Below are 17,214 nucleotides of genomic sequence, written 5' to 3'. Positions count from 1 at the left end.
AATGGTAAACAAAGGAGATGCTCGAATGCGTCGAGGTAGAAAGCATTTTGCACTGATGATGACGTTGCTCCTCGCATGGGGAAGCATGGTGTGGACCGCGCAGCCGGTAGAAGCGGCCGACGTGAATTTGGCGCAAGGCAAGACGGTCACGGCAAGCGGTGAAGATACGCAGTGGGGCAATGTCAAGGAGAAGGCGGTCGACGGCGATCCGGGGACGGCATGGAGCGCGCCGAGCGCGATTGCGGAAGGCGGCACGCATTGGCTTCAGGTTGATTTGGGCCAGGCCTACTCGCTCGCGGGTTCGGAGATTACGTGGAAGGATGCCGACAAGAACGTTAAATATAAAGTCGAGGTGTCCGAGAACGGCTCCGATTGGGCAACGGCGGCCGATCGATCGAACAACGAAGCAGCGGCTACGGTCGCAACGGATACATTCGAGCAAACTGACATTCGTTATGTGAAAGTGTCCATCTCGTACTACGCCGGCGGCGGCTGGTGGCCGGGCATCAAGGAGCTGAAGATTTGGGAGCTGGCGGACGGCCATGCGCCGAGCGCCATTACTGGCTACGATCCAGTTACGCTGACGACCAAGGTCGGTATCGCGCCAGCGCTGCCATCCAAGGTGACGGCTCGCTATGCGAACGGCTCGAGCGGCGAAGTGAATGTCGTATGGGACAGCGTTAACGCTACTCAGTATGCGGCGGAAGGCAGCTTTACGGTGGCGGGAGCGGTCGCAGGGGCTTCGGTTCAACCATCGGCAGATGTATCGGTCTCGTGGTACCGGGACGATTTTGTCCGCGGCGTCGACATCTCCACGTTGACTGCCATCGAAGATAACGGCGGACGGTATTTCGATGCGAACGGGACGGAGCGGGATCTGCTCGACATTCTGAAGGACCGCGGCGTCAACTACGTGCGCTTGCGGCTGTGGAACGAGCCGACGAAGTCGGGCGGCTACAACGATCTGGACGACGTGATCCGCATGGCTGCGCGCGTCAAGGCGAAAGGCATGAAGCTGCTCGTCGATTACCACTACTCCGACGATTGGGCCCATCCGGGCCAGCAGGTTCGTCCGGCGGCATGGAAGGACCTTGATTTTAACGGGTTGGTGCAGGCAGTTTATGATTACACGCACGAATCGTTAACGAAGCTGAAAGAGGCCGGCGCTTTGCCGGATATGGTTCAGATCGGCAACGAGATCAATTCCGGCGTGCTGACCGGACTCGGCGGTTCGGTCAATTTCAACGAGCAGGTGCAGCTCCTGAACAGCGGCGCCAAGGCGGTCCGCGAGTTCGAGACGGACGGCAACAAGATTCAGATCATGATTCACTTGGCCGAGGGCGGCCAAAACGGCACGTTCCGCAATTTCTTCGACGGCATTAGCGGGATGAGGGAAGGGGTAACCGGCAAGGTCGATTACGACATTATCGGACTGTCGTATTATCCGTTCTGGCACGGCACGCTTGAAGCGGTGAAGAGCAACATGGACGATATTTCGAAACGCTACAACAAAGACGTCATTATCGCGGAAACGTCGTATCCGTTCTCGTATAAAGACGGCGACGCGCACGGCAATATCATCGATTCCGATGCGAAACTGGTCGGCGGCGCGATCTGGCCGGCGACTGTGCAGGGTCAATACGACGCGATCAAAAAAATGATGGAGCTGCTCGCTTCCGTACCGGAAGACAAGGGCGCAGGCTTCTTCTACTGGGAGCCGGCCTGGATTCCGGCGAACGTCGGCTGGATCGCCTCCGAAGGCGACGCATGGGAGAATCAGTCGATGTTCGACTACGATTCGTATCCGGAGAATGGCGGCTATGCGTATAAGGGCTATGCGCTGAACTCGCTCGACGTGTACAAAGTCGGCATGGCGCAGTTCCCGGCGAACCGGATGGAGCTTGCTCGCGTCATTGCGAAGGCGAAGGCGCTCAAGGCGGAGGACTTCACGACCGCGAGTTGGCCGACGCTGGCGCCGGCGATCGCGACTGCGGAAGCTGTCCATGCGAAGGCATATGCCGCATCGGGACTGACGCAGCAGGAAGCCGATTCGGCCGCGGCGGCCTTGACGTCCGCGATTGACGCGCTCGATGTCATCCCGGCAGTGAAGACGACGCTGGCTGCCGCCATTGAAGAGGCGGAAGCGTTGAACGAGGCTGACTGGACGGCGCAGACGTGGAGCGTATTGACATCGGCGCTTGAGAATGCGAAGAGCATCTTCGCCAGCGCGAAGTCGACGCAGACGGAAGTGAACGAGGCGGTCGCAGCTCTGAATGCAGCGATCGATCAATTGTCCAATGTCGACAAGAGCGCGTTGGCCGCGCTGATCGCCAACATCGGCAAGCTGAGCGGTTCCGATTACGTCGGCTCGACGTGGCAGTCGCTCCAGAAGGCGCTGACAACCGCCATCGCGGTACAAGCGAAAGCAGACGCAACGCAAGCGGAAGTGGATGCGGCGCTGAGCGCCTTGGAGGCGGCGAAGACGGCCCTCCTTCCACTCATTGACTTGACGGAAGCCGAAGGCGTCGTGGCGACCGCATCGTCCAGCGCGGGCAGCGGCGGCGGTCAAGACAATTCCCCGGCAGGCGCGATCGACGCGAATCCGAATACGTCCTGGGGAACGGACAAAGGCGTGGGCAGCTGGTGGAGCGTCGATCTCGGCAAACCGGCGCTCGTGAAGAAAGTCGCGATGAACCTGTGGTCCGGCATGAAGAAGTTCAAAATCGAGGTATCGCAGGACGGCGAGACGTACACGGTGGCGGCAGACACGACGAACGATGTCATCGATCAATCCTCGGTTGTCTTGCCGGCGAATACGATTGCCAGATTTATTAAAGTAACGGTTACGAACGGCGGCGACTGGGTCGGCTTCATGGATTTCAGCGCAACGGGCCTGTTCTTGACGAACAAAACGGCGCTCGAAGCGGAAATCGCGAAGGCCGAAGCGCTGCAGCAGAGCGCCTACACGAGCGACAGCTGGACGAAGCTTGCGACCGCCCTCCAAGCGGCGAAGACCATCGCGACGAGCCAAGAGGTCGTGCAGGATCAAGTGGATGGCGCAGCTGCACAACTGAAGACGGCGATAGCCTCGCTGGTCGCGGCTCAGCAGCAATCTTCCGGCCCTGTCACGGTCAGCATTCCGAGCACGAATACCGTCACGGTCGATGGCTCGCAGGTGAAGGTGACCGCGACCGGCAAGCTGGACGCGAACGGCAAGGTGAGCGTCGAGCTTGGCGCGAACAATCTGCCGCAAGCGGCGACAGGCGATAACAAACGTATCGCCATCGCGATCGAGCTGCCAGCCGGCGCGAAGGGAGCTCAAGTATCGCTCCCGACGGATTGGATGGCTAAATTGTCGAAGCAAGATGTGAAGGCTGTTGAAGTTACAGTCGGCGGCGTTCGGGTCAGTCTGGCTCCGTCTCTTCTGGAATCGGCGCCAAGCCTGACTGGCAAGCCGATCGAGCTCTCGGTAGCGCAGGTGAACGCAGATAGCCTGACGGCGGAAGCGCGCAGCCTGGTCGGCGACCGTCCGGTCTACGACTTCCAGCTGTCCGTTGGCGACAAGAAGCTCGAATGGCAAGGCGGCAAAATCGAAGTCGGCATGCCGTACACGCTCAAGGATGGCGAGAACCCGGATCAACTGGCCGTGTACTATGTCAACGAGCAAGGCGGACTCGAAGCGGTGCGTCAAGTCCGCTACGATGAAGCGACGGGAACGATCTCGTTCATGCCGGAGCACTTCAGCCGGTATGCGGCTGCGTATGCGAAGCTGACGTTCCAAGATACGAAGGCGTATCCATGGGCGCAGCCAGCCATCGCGGCGCTAGCGGCCAAAGGGATTGTCCAAGGCGTGAACGCCGATGCGTTCCAGCCGGGCGGTCAAGTGACGCGGGCAGCCTTCCTGCACATGCTTATGCAGGCAATGGGCGGCACCGCTGAAGCACAAACGAGCCAATTCTCCGATGTGAAGGCCGGACAATGGTACACCGCATCCGTTGCCGCTGCCGAGGCGCTGGGCATTGCCAAAGGCAAAACGAACGGAACGTTCGGCGTGAATGATGTCATCACAAGGGAAGAGATGGCGGTGCTGCTTCACCGTGCCATCCAGGCAGCCGGTGCCAAGCCGGCCGCTGGAGCTGCGGCAAGCTTCACCGACGAAGCATCCATTTCGTCCTATGCGCGCGAAGCGGTCTCGGCCGTGCAGGCGCAAGGCCTCATGAAAGGCACAACCGGCGGCAAATTCGCGCCGAAAGCAACCGCGACGCGCGCCGAAGCGGCCGTGGTGATCCATCAGCTGATGGGCGTGTTGTATGGGGAGTAAGGTTTAAAAGGACTCAAGACTATTATCAGAACAGCAAAAGCGCGGACCCGACAAGGGTTCGCGCTTTCTTTTACATAAAGCGTGTCCGGGCTTATGTCGTAGGACTGACTTCAGATCCAACTGAAGCTTTGTCCGCAAGGACAAAAGCGTGCCAGCTCGAAGCAACCGCCGACCGCGAACAAACGAGCCAGCACGAAAAAGGGAGTCCAGAGGGCGAAGTCCTATGGTTCCCCTCGGCGGAGGGGGGAGTGCTGTAAGGATAAGGGAAAGTTCGGTGAAGCCACCCATGGCCTATAGATGACAGGCTTATGTCGTAGGACAGACTTCAAAACCGACTGAAGCTTTGTCCGCAAGGACAAAAGCGTGCCAGCTCGAAGCAACCGCCGACCGCGAACAAACGAGCCAGCACGAAAAAGGGAGTCCAGAGGGCGAAGTCCTATGGTTCCCCTCGGCGGAGGGGGAAGGGGGAGGGAATCAGCTTGGGGAGGTGTAATTCCGGGTGTCCAGAGGGCGGAAGCCCTCGGCAAAGGGCGCTAGCCTTTATTGTACTGTTTCGGCGTACGCCCATAAGTCCGCTTAAACATGCGTATGAAATAGCTCGTCTCCATCCCAATCAGTTCGGCGACCTTCTCGACGGAGATGCCGGGCTGCTCCTCGAACAGCTGGACCGACCTTCGCATGCGCAGCTGCAGAATATACTGCTGCGGCGTGACGCCGAAGCTCTCGACGAACAGCCGGTGGAAGTGCTGGACGGAATACCCGGCGGCGCGGGCGACGTTGGCCAGGAGCAGACGTTCGTTGTAATGATCGTGGATGAGCTTGACGGCGGTCTGGAGCGCGGCGTTCGATTGACCGGCCGGATAGACGTTCTTGGCGGGCTTCTTGCCGGCGGTCTGTCCTTCCAAGGCGGTGAGCAGCAAATTGTACATCCGTTTGGACGATTCCCAATAAGCCTGCTCGCCGTTCAGACTGATCAAATGCCACAGCGACTCCAGCTGGTCCCACAGATCGCTGAAGTTCGGCGCCGGAAGAACGGTCCCCACGAGCGGCTCCATCTGATTCAACAGCGGGGCGGCCGCAGAGCCGTCGAAGGCGACGAAGCCAAGATCCCAGACCTCGTCCGAACGGTCGGGATAATAGTCGTGCGGCACCCCGGCAGGCAGAATCAGCAGCGTGCCCGGCGTCATCGTCAGCAGGCCGCGATCTGCGAGACGGAAGAAGCCTTTGCCGCTGCGGGACAATAGAATTTGGTGGGCCGTATACCCGTCCGGCCGGTCGAGATGCTTCTGGGCATGGCTGCCGACGCAGGTGACATATAGCGGAAGAAGCTGCTCGAGATTGGCGAATTCCGCCAGCAGGAATGGCATCATCAGGAAGTCAGTCCACCTTCAATGTTAAGATTGTACGATTTTTTGGAGTATCTGTTCTATGAGTATAAAGCGATTTCAATCTATAATCAAAACAGATAAGCGGATATGACGATAATGCGAGGAGCGATATGGATATGACGACCAAATTTGCGCCAATTAGCGATAAACTGACCGTGCTCATGCACGGCGCCGACTATAATCCCGACCAATGGCTGCACGATCCGAAAGTGCTGGAGGAAGATATCCGGCTCATGAAGCTGGCCGGCTGCAACGTGATGGCCGTCGGCATTTTCTCCTGGGCGGCGTTCGAGCCGACCGAGGGCAACTTCAACTTTGAATGGATGGACCGGGTGCTCGACTCGTTCGCGGCAAGCGGCATCTATGCTTGGCTCGCGACGCCGAGCGGCGCGCGTCCGGCATGGATGAGCGCCAAGTACCCAGAGGTGCTTCGCACGGAGGCGAACCGGGTACGCAACCTGCATGGCATGCGGCATAACCACTGCAATACCTCGCCGGTGTACCGCGAGAAGACGGCGATTATCAACGGCAAGCTGGCGGAGCGCTACGGCAACCATCCGGCCGTGCTCGGCTGGCATATCTCGAACGAGTTCGGCGGCGACTGCCACTGTGATTACTGCCAAGAGGCGTTCCGCCAATGGGTGCAGAAGAAATACGGCTCTCTGGATGCGCTCAACAGCGCATGGTGGACGACGTTCTGGGCGCATACGTACACCGATTGGAGCCAAGTGGAATCGCCGGCTCCGCACGGGGAGAACATGGTGCACGGCCATAATCTCGACTGGCGCCGCTTCGTGACGGATCAGACGGTGGACTTCTGCCGCCACGAGATCGAGTCGGTGCGCAGCGCGAATCCGTCGCTGCCGGCGACGACGAACATGCACATGATCGAAGGGCTGGACTACCGCAAGTTCGCGGAGGTGCTGGACGTTATCTCTTGGGACGCTTACCCGACGTGGCACGAGCAGGTGGACGACAGCCAGCTGGGCGCATCGGTTGCGTTCTATCACGATCTGTACCGCTCGCTGAAGCACAAGCCGTTCCTACTCATGGAGAGCACGCCGAGTCTGACGAATTGGCAGCCGGTGAGCAAGCTGAAGCAGCCGGGGATGCACCAGCTGTCGTCGCTGCAGGCGATCGCGCACGGTTCGGATTCGGTGCAGTACTTCCAGTGGCGCAAAAGCCGGGGCTCGAGCGAGAAGTTCCACGGCGCCGTCGTCGACCATGTCGGCCACGAGCATACGCGCGTTTTCCAGGACGTTGCGAAGCTCGGCGAGACGATGGGCAACATTTCGGATGTCGTCGGTACGGTGACGCCTTCTCAGACGGCGATTCTCTTCGACTGGGATAACCGGTGGGCGATCAAGGATTCGCAAGGGCCGCGGAACATGGGCATCAAATACGAGGAGACCGTCTACGCGCATCATCGCGCGCTGTGGGAGCAGGGCGTGCCGACCGACATCATCGGCTCGGAGCAGGATTTCGCGGGCTACAAGCTGATCGTGGCGCCAATGCTTTACCTGTGCCGCGAAGAGACGGGCCGCAAGCTCGAGCAGTTCGTGGAGCAGGGCGGCACGCTCGTGGCCACATACTGGTCGGGCGTCGTCGACGAGCATGATCTGTGCCACCTCGGCGGATTCCCGGGACCGCTTCGCAAGACGCTCGGCATCTGGGCGGAGGAGATCGAAGGATTGTATGACCATGACCGCAACGGCGTAACGCTGGCGGAAGGCAATGCGCTCGGACTGCAAGGCGAGTTCGAAGCAGGCGAAATTTGCGAACTGATCCATTCGGAAGGCGCGGAGGTGCTCGGCACGTATACGAGCAGCTTCTACGCGGGACGTCCGGCGCTGACGGTGAACCGGTTCGGTCAAGGCCGCGCTTACCACATGGCGACGCGACTGAAGGACGATTTCTTGGGCTCGTTCTACAAGCGGATCGTCGACGAAGCGGGCGTTGCGCGCGCGATCGACGTAGATCTGCCGGCAGGCGTCACGGCGCAAGTGCGCACGGACGGCGAGACCGATTTCGTCTTCTTGATGAACTTCAGCGGTGCGGAGCAGAGGGTCGAACTGGATGCTCGCGGCTACCGCGACATGGAAAGCGGCGAGTCGGCCGAACAATCGGTGACGCTGCCGGTCAACGGCATTCGTTTGCTGACGCGGCAAGCTTAAAGCTTCATAGCGCACGACAAGCCGGGGCGATTCGCTCTGGCTTGTCTTTTTTTCGGCGCCGCGAGAGCGCGGCACGCCGCTCCATACCCAAAACGAAAGAACGTGATGCTGCATATGAAACGCCTAATCTCTTTCGCCAACGAGCGGTTGCAAGAGAAGGAGGGCCAGCGAAGTCGACGACAAGACGCCCCGCCGCACGCGAACTTCGAGGCGGATACGCCGACCCGGCCGCCCGGATCATCTTCGGGCGGTGCCGAAGATGAACGCGAAGCCGCCAAGCTCGGCTTATGGCAGTTATCCTGGCCAATCGGCATCGAGCTGATGCTGCAATTTCTGATGGGCACCGTCGATACGCTTATGGTAAGCCGGATCGGCGACAATGCGGTGTCTGCCGTCGGCGTCTCGAACCAAATTCTGCAGGCGGCAATGATGTTGTTTACCGTCGTCAACGCGGGGGCTGGCGCGATATTGGCCCGGATGTGGGGGGCGCGGCAATGGACCAAGGCGCGGAAGACGGCGGCGATCGCGATTCAGGTGAATATCGCGTTCGGCCTAGCCGGAGGCTTGTTCTTCGCATTCGGCTCCGGCTGGGCGCTGCGGCTGATGGGCGTGCCGAGCGAGGTGCGTCCGTACGCGAACGGCTACTTGACCATCGTCGGCACGGCGCTGATCGTCATCGCGCTCCATCTCGTCGTGAACGCGCTAATTCGCAACACAGGCAACACCAAAGGCCCGATGCTCATCACCGTCGCCATGAACGTGCTGCATTTGCTGCTAAACTATGCGCTGATCTTCGGGGCGGGGGCGTTCCCGGCGATGGGCGTTGAAGGATCGGCGCTCTCCACCGTTCTCAGCCGGCTTGCGGCGCTTGCGGCAGCGCTCTTCGTTCTGTGGAGAACGTTCCGGCCCCGCTTGGGGCGGGCGGATTTTCGCGGTGCGGATCGCGGGCTCGTGCGGGAGATACTAGCCATTGGCCTTCCCGTCTCCGTAACGGCGATGTCGTGGGGCTTCTCCCAACTGGTGCTGCTCGCCGTCATTTCGTCGTTCGGCCCGGTTCCGCTCGCTACCTATACTTATTTGCAGACGGTGGAGCAGTTCCCTTGGATGATCGCGTCGGCGGTCGGCGGCGCGCTCGCAATTCAAGTCGGCCATTGGCACGGCGCCGGCTTGCATGCGCGCGTCCATCGCGGACCTTATCGGGCGATTCAAGCCGGAACGTTCCTCATCCTCGCCGCTTCGGCGGCGCTCTGGCTCGCGGGCGAACCCGTTATGCGCCTGTTCACGGGAGATCATGCGATCATTGCCTCTTCGCTGCCGCTGCTGGCGATGTGCATCGCGTGGCAGGCGCTGCGCGTCCTTCCATTCTGCCTATCAGGCGCCTTGAACGTCGTCGGCGGCGCGCGGCCAGTGGCGGTCATATCCGTCATCGGCATGTGGTTCGTCTCGACGGGCGGGGCTTACGTGTTCGGGGTGTCGCTCGGCTGGGGGCTGAAAGGGGTCCTGCTGGCCATGATGCAAGATGAGCTCGCGCGGGGCGTGTTGTTTGCTTATCTTTGGCGACGGCGGCGCGTTAAGAATAGGATTGACGCGGAACATTTGTTCGCCTACAATGATTAGGAAGAATATTCCACCTATTGGAAGTCCGAACAAGCGTCGGCTTCATCAGCTCAGATGGCGCATCAGGTCAATGACCAGTGGAATTCATCCTTAATCGAGGAGGTCTGGCTATGCATTCGAATGCGGAGCAAACCAAGCAATACCCTGGCGTGATCGGAGTTGAGGTGAGGACATGCGGGGAGCGGAGCATCATTGGAATCGAGATGTTCGTGGATCAGAAGCGTGTACGCCCGGAGGTGGAAATACCGCGCCTATGGAGACAGCTGCTGGAGCGCACGGAAGGCGTACAGCAATTGTCGCCGACATCGGGTAAGATCGGGCTATACGCCTACGAGCCACCGTTTGGACCTGGACAGGAGTTTGTTTACACGGCCGGGTTTGAAGTGGACGGACGAACCGATGCCCTGCCGGATGGTATGCTTGTGAAGCAGATTCCGGGCGGCGAGGCGGCGGTGGTCAGATTCCGGGGCAAGCCGGCTGAATACGGACAAGCGTGGGATTATCTGCATCAGGTCTGGTATCCGTCACAGCAGACGTACGACGTCGTGGACGATTACGAGTTCGAGCGGCTGGCTGACGCCTTCGCGGGCGAAGAAGAAGTTGCGGCGGTGTTTGAGCTTCACTTCCCGTTGAAGCGCAGAGCTTAGGACAAGACGCCGCGGTGGTCGGGTAGAATCCGGCGCGAGCAGAAGAGACTTGCCGAAGCGGCTTATGAACCGTCGGCAAGTCTCTTTGTCGTTATTCCATGTCCGGTTCCCCCGTATCCCTCGAAGACGCGAGCACCGTCTGGTTGCGGCCGTTCTGTTTGGCTTGATACAGAGCCCGATCCGCCAATTCAATGAGCGTCTCCATCGTGTCGGCGTGGCTTGGATATTCCGCCACCCCCATGGAGACTGTCACGCTGCGGCCGATCGGCGCCGACATCCGCTCGACCTTCCTGCGTATTCGTTCCGCCTGAGCGAACGCTTCGTCTGCGCGGAGTCCCGGGAAGAGGAGGACGAATTCCTCGCCGCCGTAGCGGCAGCACAGGTCGTTGCGGCGGACGGAATGGTTCAGCGTGCGTGCGAGCGATCTGAGCACCTCGTCGCCTGCTTGATGGCCGAACGTGTCGTTGACGGATTTAAAATAATCGATGTCCAGGATGACGATCGCAAATCGCATACGCGCCTCGAACCAGCCATCCATGATATCGGTCATCGTGCGGCGGTTCATCAGTCCCGTCAAAGGATCGGTGGAAGCCTCGAGGATGAGCTGCTTATTGTTCTTGCGCATCTCTTCCATCGCGAAAATGACCGTCTTCGTCAACAGCTCTGCCTCTCGGTTCCAGTGCGGTTTCGTATGGGCGATCGGCGTATAGGTTCCCTCGGACATTCGCTTGACCGTATCGGCGAGCGAGACGAACGGCTGCGCTAGCTTGCGCGCGATGAAGACGACGATCAGCAGCAGCAGCAGGAACGGCGCGAGCATGTAGAGCACCTGTCTGCGAAGATTGGCTGCGAGCCTGTCGTGCACGGCCTCGACCGGCGTCTGCTGGACGACGCCCCACCGGTTCTGGTGGACGGACACGTAGGCGGCCAGCATCGGAGTGTCTACCGTATTCGTCACCTGCTGCTTGCCGTTCAGTCCCTCCCTAAGCCTGTGGACGACCGGGTTGGCATCGCTATTGTCGCCAATGCGTGTATGGTCGGGATGATACAGAATCCGTCCGTCCGGTCCGGTGACGTAGAAATAGGAGCCGGTCTCGTCCACGACGTTATTGCCGAGAATCTCATATAGAATGTTGCTCTCTTGCAAATAGATCGATCCGGCCAAGATGCCGCGGTATTCGCCCGCCCGATTGTACAGCGGCTCGCTCAGCAAGACGATGAGGCGTCCGCTCGGGGCAATATAAGGCTCGGACGAATAGGGGCGTCTAAGGTCGATGGCGACCTTCGTCAAGCCCGATTTGATGGTCTTGCCCTTCAAGCCGACGCTGAGCGGCGCGATATTGTGCACGTAGCCCGTCTCGTCAACCCAAGACAGCGAGTTAAAGTAGCGGCTGGTCACCCGGATCAGCTCTAGCTCGCGCTGAATATCTCCGGCGTCGAACGCATCCGTCTCCGAGACGTGTTCGGCAGTCGCCTTCAGGCTGCTGCGCATGGACGTGAACAAGGAGTCGATCGTACCTGCGATTTTGTTGGCGTTCGAGTAGTTCAGCGTAAGCGTCGTGTCGGTCAGGCTATTTTTCTCGGACTGGTACGAAGCAATCAGTTGAATGAACAGCGCGCACAAGACGGCGACCGCGACTAGTAAGGTCAATACTGCGGCCAGCCGGATGCCTCGCGACTGAAGTTTGGGCAGAAGAGCCATGCTTGCACATCCTAAATCTAATTTTTGAGTTATCGACTATATTCGACAAGAGCGACAAATATCCTTTACTTCCTTCGTGGTAAAAGTTCCACGCCGCACGGCCTCGCATTCGCGATCATTGCCGCATCTATCAAGGGCATTTTTGTTGCGGCATGAGGGTATGAAGGAGGAGCTCGTCTACGCTATAATAGAGAAGATAGCCTAGACGTACATCTAGAGAGGGTGTCCCCATGCCGAAGTTCGCTCGCTTTCTGCCGCCGATCCGAATTTTTCGTCCCAAACGCGATTTGCTCATGCGGCGGATGATTACCATTTCGATATTAGCATCGGTCATCCCGATTATATTCGTGGGCATATTCAGCTACCTGTATTCGTCCTCCACGATCAAGCGAGAAGTGAGTGAATCGAACATACGCCTGCTCAGTAATGCTTCCGCGACGATTGACCAGACGCTCGATCGGGTGCAGAACAACGCGATGCAGCTTATGCTGGGCTCCTTCTTTTCCTCCGATCTGCAGGAATTGCGCGCCGAGAACTATGCGTCCTTCTATTCCGGCATCTTCCAGAATCTCTCCGCGTTCCAGAGCGCGAATCAAGAAATACGCGATATCGCCATGTACACGTGGGCGGATGGCTACATCCAGTCGCCGACGTTCGGCGGCATACGAGTGGATGCTTCCGACCAAATGAAGCAATTATATGATGAATTAAGCGGCGAGGTCCGCTTCAAGTGGACGACGGAGCCGTATGCATTCCTACCATCGCCGAAGCCTTCGGAAGTGACGCTCGTGCTGCGCGCTCCGCTGCAGACCGGGGCAGCCGTCGGCCTTATTTTCATCCGAATCGACGATACACAGTTCCGCACGATGATCGAGAAATTCCGCACGTACGCAGGGGAGCGCATCTTTATCTTTGGGGCAGATGGTACCATTATTGCCCATGTCGGCTCCGAACAGCCGCCCGAGCCTTTATATAAGAAGGTTCATGCGCAAGCCGAAACCGAACAGAGCTTCATCTACGAGTGGGCCGGCGTCGATTATCAGGTTACGCCGATCAAATCGGCCTTCAACGGCTGGACGTATACGGATATGATTCCGGTCCATCAGTTGAACAAGCAGGCGAACGGCATCGCCTATATTACGCTGGCGATCGTCGCCTTCTTCCTGCTAATGGGCATTCTCATCTCCTCGCTCGGCACGCGCAAAGCCTATCAGCCTGTCGCCAGCCTCCTGACGCTCGTCCGCGGCGGTAAGGAGGGCGAAGGCGTCCAGGACGAAATGGGCTATGTCAGCCGCAGGTGGAAGGAGCTGAGCGAGCAGGCGGTGCAGCTGGAGGATCTTGTCAACCGCCAAATTCCGATCATACGGGAGAGCTTCGCGCTTCAGCTGCTGCAGGGTCATTTCGCCCACTATTCGGAGCCGCAGCTGGCGCAAGTGTTCCATCGCTATAATATACCGGCGTTCCGCCGGCATCGCGTGCTGCTCGTGGCGTACGATCCGGCGCGCGATGGCGAGAACCGGTTCACCGAGAAGGATAAGGACCTCATCGTCTTCACGATCAAGAACATGGCGATGGATACGATCACCGCGGAGGAGACGGGGCTGGACGGCATCGTCATCCAGCTGCTGGACGACCAGGTGGCGATCTGGCTCATGAACGACGCCGGCGAGGACGAAGGCTGGCGCGAAGGTACGGAAGCAGCCGCCGAGCTCATGCGCGAGCGGTTCGCCAATTACCTCAAGGTGCCGATTACGATCGGGCTTAGCGAGATTGCGGATTCCGTGTCCGCACTCCCGCAGCTCTATCAGGAGGCGGTGCTCGCGGTTCGCTCCCGCTTCCTCGTCGGCAGCGGCAAGCTAATCAGCAGCTCCGACCGGTCGTACCCGAATATCCAGTACCGTTACCCGGTCGAGATCGAAGCGCAGATCGAGAACTCGCTGCAGCTTGGCGATTTGGCGGAGGCGCGCCGCATGCTGGACGAGTTCTCCCGCGCGCTCGCCCAGAACGTCAATCGGCCGGAGCTCATTCGGATGACCTACCAGCAGCTGCTCACGACGCTGCTGCGGATGGCGTATTTGCTCGGCATCCAGTCAGATCAGTTATTCGCGAAGGCGTCGAATCCATACGAAGAGATGATCCGCCATACGACCGCTCAGGAGCTTCACGACTGGATCGACGCGCGACTGCTGACGCCGATCGCCGCATCGGTCCAAGGGAGCCAAAGCCAGGCGTACGAGCATGTGGTCGAGCAGGTGGTGCATTATTTGCAAGAGCATTACGCCGACGACGTGTCGCTGGACCAATGCGCGCAGATGAGCGGGATCAGCTCGCATTATTTGAGCAAGCTGTTCAAGAAGCAGATGGGCATTTCCTTTATCGAATATTTGACCGGCATTCGGGTCGACCAGGCGAAGCGTTACCTGCAAGAAACCGACCTGCCCGTGAACGTCATCTCCGAGAAGGTCGGCTATCAGCCGAAGAACTTCATCCGCGTATTCAAGAAACAAGTCGGCGTCACGCCCGGTCAATATCGGGAATCGGCATCATAGGCGTATACCAGCCATCGAAAAGGAACGAGAAGAGTCCGCAGCCAAGCGGGCTCTTTTTTTCGTTTGGTAACCCGCGAGCTGATGCACGAGCGAGCAGATCACGCGTCTACAGGCCTTCGAACATACCGCGGCGAGGCTCATTTTTTAACGCTCATCCGGCATCAAAGCAAAAAATGCGACCACCGCGAGCCGGCAGCGGCCGCCCACGTATGCTTTTTCCGACAGGACGTAAGTTGAAAGAAAGCCCCCGCCGACCACTACCATGCGTGCCAGCATGCATACCGGGTGTACAGAGGGCGGCAGACCTTGGAGCCTCTTCGGCGGACGGAGGACAATGTTGCTCGTCCGAAGGTAGTCCGCGACCGCGATAGCGACGTACATGTCGTTATTGCTCATCCGAAGGTAGTCTGCGACCGCAATAGCGACGTCCAAGTCGTTATTGCTCATCCGAAGGTAGTCTGCGACCGCAATAGCGACGTCCAAGTCGTTATTGCTCATCCGAAGGTAGTCCGCGACCGTCAATAGCGACGTCCAAGTCGTTATTGCTCATCCGAAGGTAGTCTGCGACCGCAATAGCGACGTCCAAGTCGTTATTGCTCATCCGAAGGTAGTCTGCGACCGCAATAGTGACGTCCAAGTCGTTATTGCTCATCCGAAGGTAGTCCGAGAACGCGATAGCGACGTCCAAGTCGTTATTGCTCATCCGAAGGTAGTCCGCGACCGCAATAGCGACGTCCAAGTCGTTATTGCTCATCCGAAGGCCGTCGGCGCTTGCATTTAGCGGCGAATTCGTCGTTATCAAGGAGCGCGCATCACCCGAACGATTCTCCTTAACCTGACAGGATTACGGCGGAGGATGGGGGAGAAGGGGCATCAACGTAAGCTTTGTCCGCAAGGACAAAAGCGTGCCAACTCGAAAGCTACCGCCAACCAAGAACCCAACACGTCGGCACGAAACCGGGTGTCCAGAGGGCGATAGCCCTTGGAGCCTCCTCGGCGGAGGAGGTGGGAGGAGGGACATTCGGGTGTCCAGAGGGCGGCAGCCCTTGGAGCCTCCTCGGCGGAGGAGGTGGGAGGAGGGACATTCGGGTGTCCAGAGGGCGGCAGCCCTTGGAGCCTCCTTGGCGGAGGAGGTGGGAGGAGGGACATTCGGGTGTCCAGAGGGCGATAGCCCTTGGAGCCTCCTCGGCGGAGGAGGTGGGAGGAGGGACATTCGGGTGTCCAGAGGGCGGAGCCCTTGGAGCCTTCTCGGCGGAGGAGGTGGGAGGAGGGACATTCGGATGTCCAGAGGGCGGCAGCCCTTGGGGCCTCCTCGGCGGAGGAGGTGGGAGGAGGGGCATTCGGGTGCCCAGAGGGCGGCAGCCCTTGGGGCCTCCTCGGCGGAGGAGGTGGGAGGAGGGACAACGTAGAGGGACTACGCATTTTTTGCCAATGGTACCGATTGACCATCACCTTCGCACGACACGCGGTGTCATCTTTTACCCACAACGGCTTCCGAGAGGCGGGAACGCCCCAAAATGGGATACCCATTTATCGTTATTGGCCTCAACAAGATGGCAAATCCTGCGACCTCACGCCCGCAAACCCTTGCCGCAGCAGGATGTCAGCTTGTTCGCTCCGAACAGCCGAATCCGCTCAAATAATGGTCATTGCGGCGTTTCTTGGCGGCACGGTACGATGCAGACATCACAAGGAGCGAGCGATTCCAGCTCGACCGTTACGGAGGGATGCTCAGTTGTCGTTACCAATCGAACGTGTGCAGGAAGGAGCCTCCTATCTGCCGACGCAAGCGAAGCCCGGAAGAAAGCAGGGCGCCCTGCACGAGTGGGGGAAGGCGTTCAAGCGGGATAAGTTTTTGTACCTGCTCGCCGTTCCCGGCCTGCTGTTCTTCCTAGTCTTCAAGTATTTTCCGATGTGGGGCCTTAGTCTGGCGTTTCAGAATTACTCGCCGTTTCTCGGCTTCTGGGACAGCGAATGGGTCGGCTTCAAGTATTTCGCGGAGTTCTTCAGCAACCCGGACTTCTTGATCCTGTTCCGCAATACGATGGCGATCAGCCTGCTGAACATCGTCTTCTTCTTCCCGATTCCGATTATATTGGCCTTGCTGCTGAACGAGGTTCGGCTGATGGTGTTCAAGCGGGTCGTGCAGACGATCGTGTACCTGCCGCATTTCCTGTCGTGGGTCGTCATCGCGGGGATCTGCTTCCTGCTCTTCGGTCAAGCGGACGGCATCGTCAACAAGCTGATCGAGCTGTTCGGCGGCAAGCCGGTCGCGTTCCTGATCGAACCGGACTACTTCTGGGGCATGCTGACGGCGCAGAGTATATGGAAGGAAGCCGGCTGGGGAACGATTATTTTCCTCGCGGCGCTCTCGGGCATCAATCAAGACTTGTATGAGGCGGCCCGCATCGACGGCGCCAACCGCTGGAACCAGATGCGCTACATTACGATTCCGGGTATCAAAAGCACGATCATCGTGCTGCTCATTCTAAGACTCGGACAAGTGATGGACGTCGGCTTCGAGCAAATTTACTTAATGATGAGCGGACCGGTCGCCCATGTCGCGGACGTCTTCGATACGTACGTGTACCGGGTCGGCATCCAGCAAGGCCGCTTCGGCTACGCGACGGTCGCGGGCATTTTCAAATCGGTGGTCGGTCTCATCCTCGTCGTCCTGACGAACCGGCTGGCGAAGAAATTCGGAGAGGAGGGTCTCTACTGAACCGCATTCATGAAGGCGCGAAGAGCGTCACATTCCTTACGTATCTCGTTCTGACGCTGGTCGGTCTGGCGACCTTCCTGCCGTTCCTGTACGT

Annotated in this window: 10 protein-coding genes; 6 read left to right on the top strand and 4 right to left on the bottom strand. The window is 59.1% G+C overall.

Annotation, left to right across the window (positions count from 1 at the left end):
• Positions 1-25: 25 nt before the first annotated feature.
• Positions 26-4,321 carry a glycosyl hydrolase 53 family protein gene (locus ACFFSY_RS09060; RefSeq protein ID WP_377492991.1) on the top strand — a complete coding sequence of 1,432 codons (4,296 nt, stop codon included), beginning with the start codon at positions 26-28 and terminating at the stop codon, positions 4,319-4,321.
• 533 nt (positions 4,322-4,854) lie between these two features.
• On the opposite strand, the gene ACFFSY_RS09055 is transcribed toward ACFFSY_RS09060, so the two are convergent.
• Positions 4,855-5,691, bottom strand: a complete 837-nt coding sequence (locus ACFFSY_RS09055) for an AraC family transcriptional regulator (RefSeq protein ID WP_377492989.1) — start codon at positions 5,689-5,691, stop codon at positions 4,855-4,857.
• A 134-nt stretch (positions 5,692-5,825) separates the two neighbouring features.
• Between ACFFSY_RS09055 and ACFFSY_RS09050 the strand changes: the two genes are divergently transcribed.
• The 3 genes from ACFFSY_RS09050 (at position 5,826) to ACFFSY_RS09040 (ending at position 10,147) form a co-directional block, all read left to right on the top strand.
• The gene (locus ACFFSY_RS09050) at positions 5,826-7,883 is read left to right on the top strand and encodes a beta-galactosidase (protein WP_377492987.1); all 2,058 of its coding nucleotides are present in this window, start codon (positions 5,826-5,828) and stop codon (positions 7,881-7,883) included.
• Positions 7,884-7,997: 114 nt separating this feature from the next.
• A complete protein-coding gene (locus ACFFSY_RS09045) occupies positions 7,998-9,500 on the top strand; it encodes an MATE family efflux transporter (RefSeq protein WP_377492985.1) in 1,503 nt (500 codons plus the stop codon).
• A gap of 110 nt (positions 9,501-9,610) precedes the next feature.
• Positions 9,611-10,147, top strand: a complete 537-nt coding sequence (locus ACFFSY_RS09040; protein ID WP_377492983.1) for a GyrI-like domain-containing protein — start codon at positions 9,611-9,613, stop codon at positions 10,145-10,147.
• A 91-nt stretch (positions 10,148-10,238) separates the two neighbouring features.
• On the opposite strand, the gene ACFFSY_RS09035 is transcribed toward ACFFSY_RS09040, so the two are convergent.
• The gene (locus ACFFSY_RS09035) at positions 10,239-11,849 is read right to left on the bottom strand and encodes a sensor domain-containing diguanylate cyclase (RefSeq protein WP_377492981.1); all 1,611 of its coding nucleotides are present in this window, start codon (positions 11,847-11,849) and stop codon (positions 10,239-10,241) included.
• A gap of 230 nt (positions 11,850-12,079) precedes the next feature.
• Here ACFFSY_RS09035 and ACFFSY_RS09030 point away from each other — a divergent pair, with 230 nt between their 5' ends.
• Positions 12,080-14,398, top strand: coding sequence for an AraC family transcriptional regulator (locus tag ACFFSY_RS09030; protein WP_377492979.1), 2,319 nt, complete (start codon positions 12,080-12,082; stop codon positions 14,396-14,398).
• Positions 14,399-14,542: 144 nt separating this feature from the next.
• On the opposite strand, the gene ACFFSY_RS09025 is transcribed toward ACFFSY_RS09030, so the two are convergent.
• Together ACFFSY_RS09025 and ACFFSY_RS09020 are read right to left on the bottom strand one after the other, a co-directional pair.
• Positions 14,543-14,896, bottom strand: coding sequence for a hypothetical protein (locus ACFFSY_RS09025; protein WP_377492977.1), 354 nt, complete (start codon positions 14,894-14,896; stop codon positions 14,543-14,545).
• The gene (locus ACFFSY_RS09020; protein ID WP_377492975.1) at positions 14,886-15,200 is read right to left on the bottom strand and encodes a hypothetical protein; all 315 of its coding nucleotides are present in this window, start codon (positions 15,198-15,200) and stop codon (positions 14,886-14,888) included. The genes ACFFSY_RS09025 and ACFFSY_RS09020 overlap by 11 nt, the downstream gene beginning before the upstream one ends.
• A 933-nt stretch (positions 15,201-16,133) precedes the next feature.
• Between ACFFSY_RS09020 and ACFFSY_RS09015 the strand changes: the two genes are divergently transcribed.
• Complete coding sequence (locus tag ACFFSY_RS09015; protein ID WP_377492973.1) at positions 16,134-17,120, top strand: ABC transporter permease; 987 nt, start codon at positions 16,134-16,136, stop codon at positions 17,118-17,120.
• Positions 17,121-17,214: the final 94 nt, after the last annotated feature.

The organism is Paenibacillus aurantiacus (assembly GCF_042431225.1).
GTDB lineage: Bacteria > Bacillota > Bacilli > Paenibacillales > Paenibacillaceae > Paenibacillus_Z > Paenibacillus_Z aurantiacus.
Note: the sequence above shows the minus strand (reverse complement) of the source record. Positions and strands in the feature narration are given on the sequence as shown.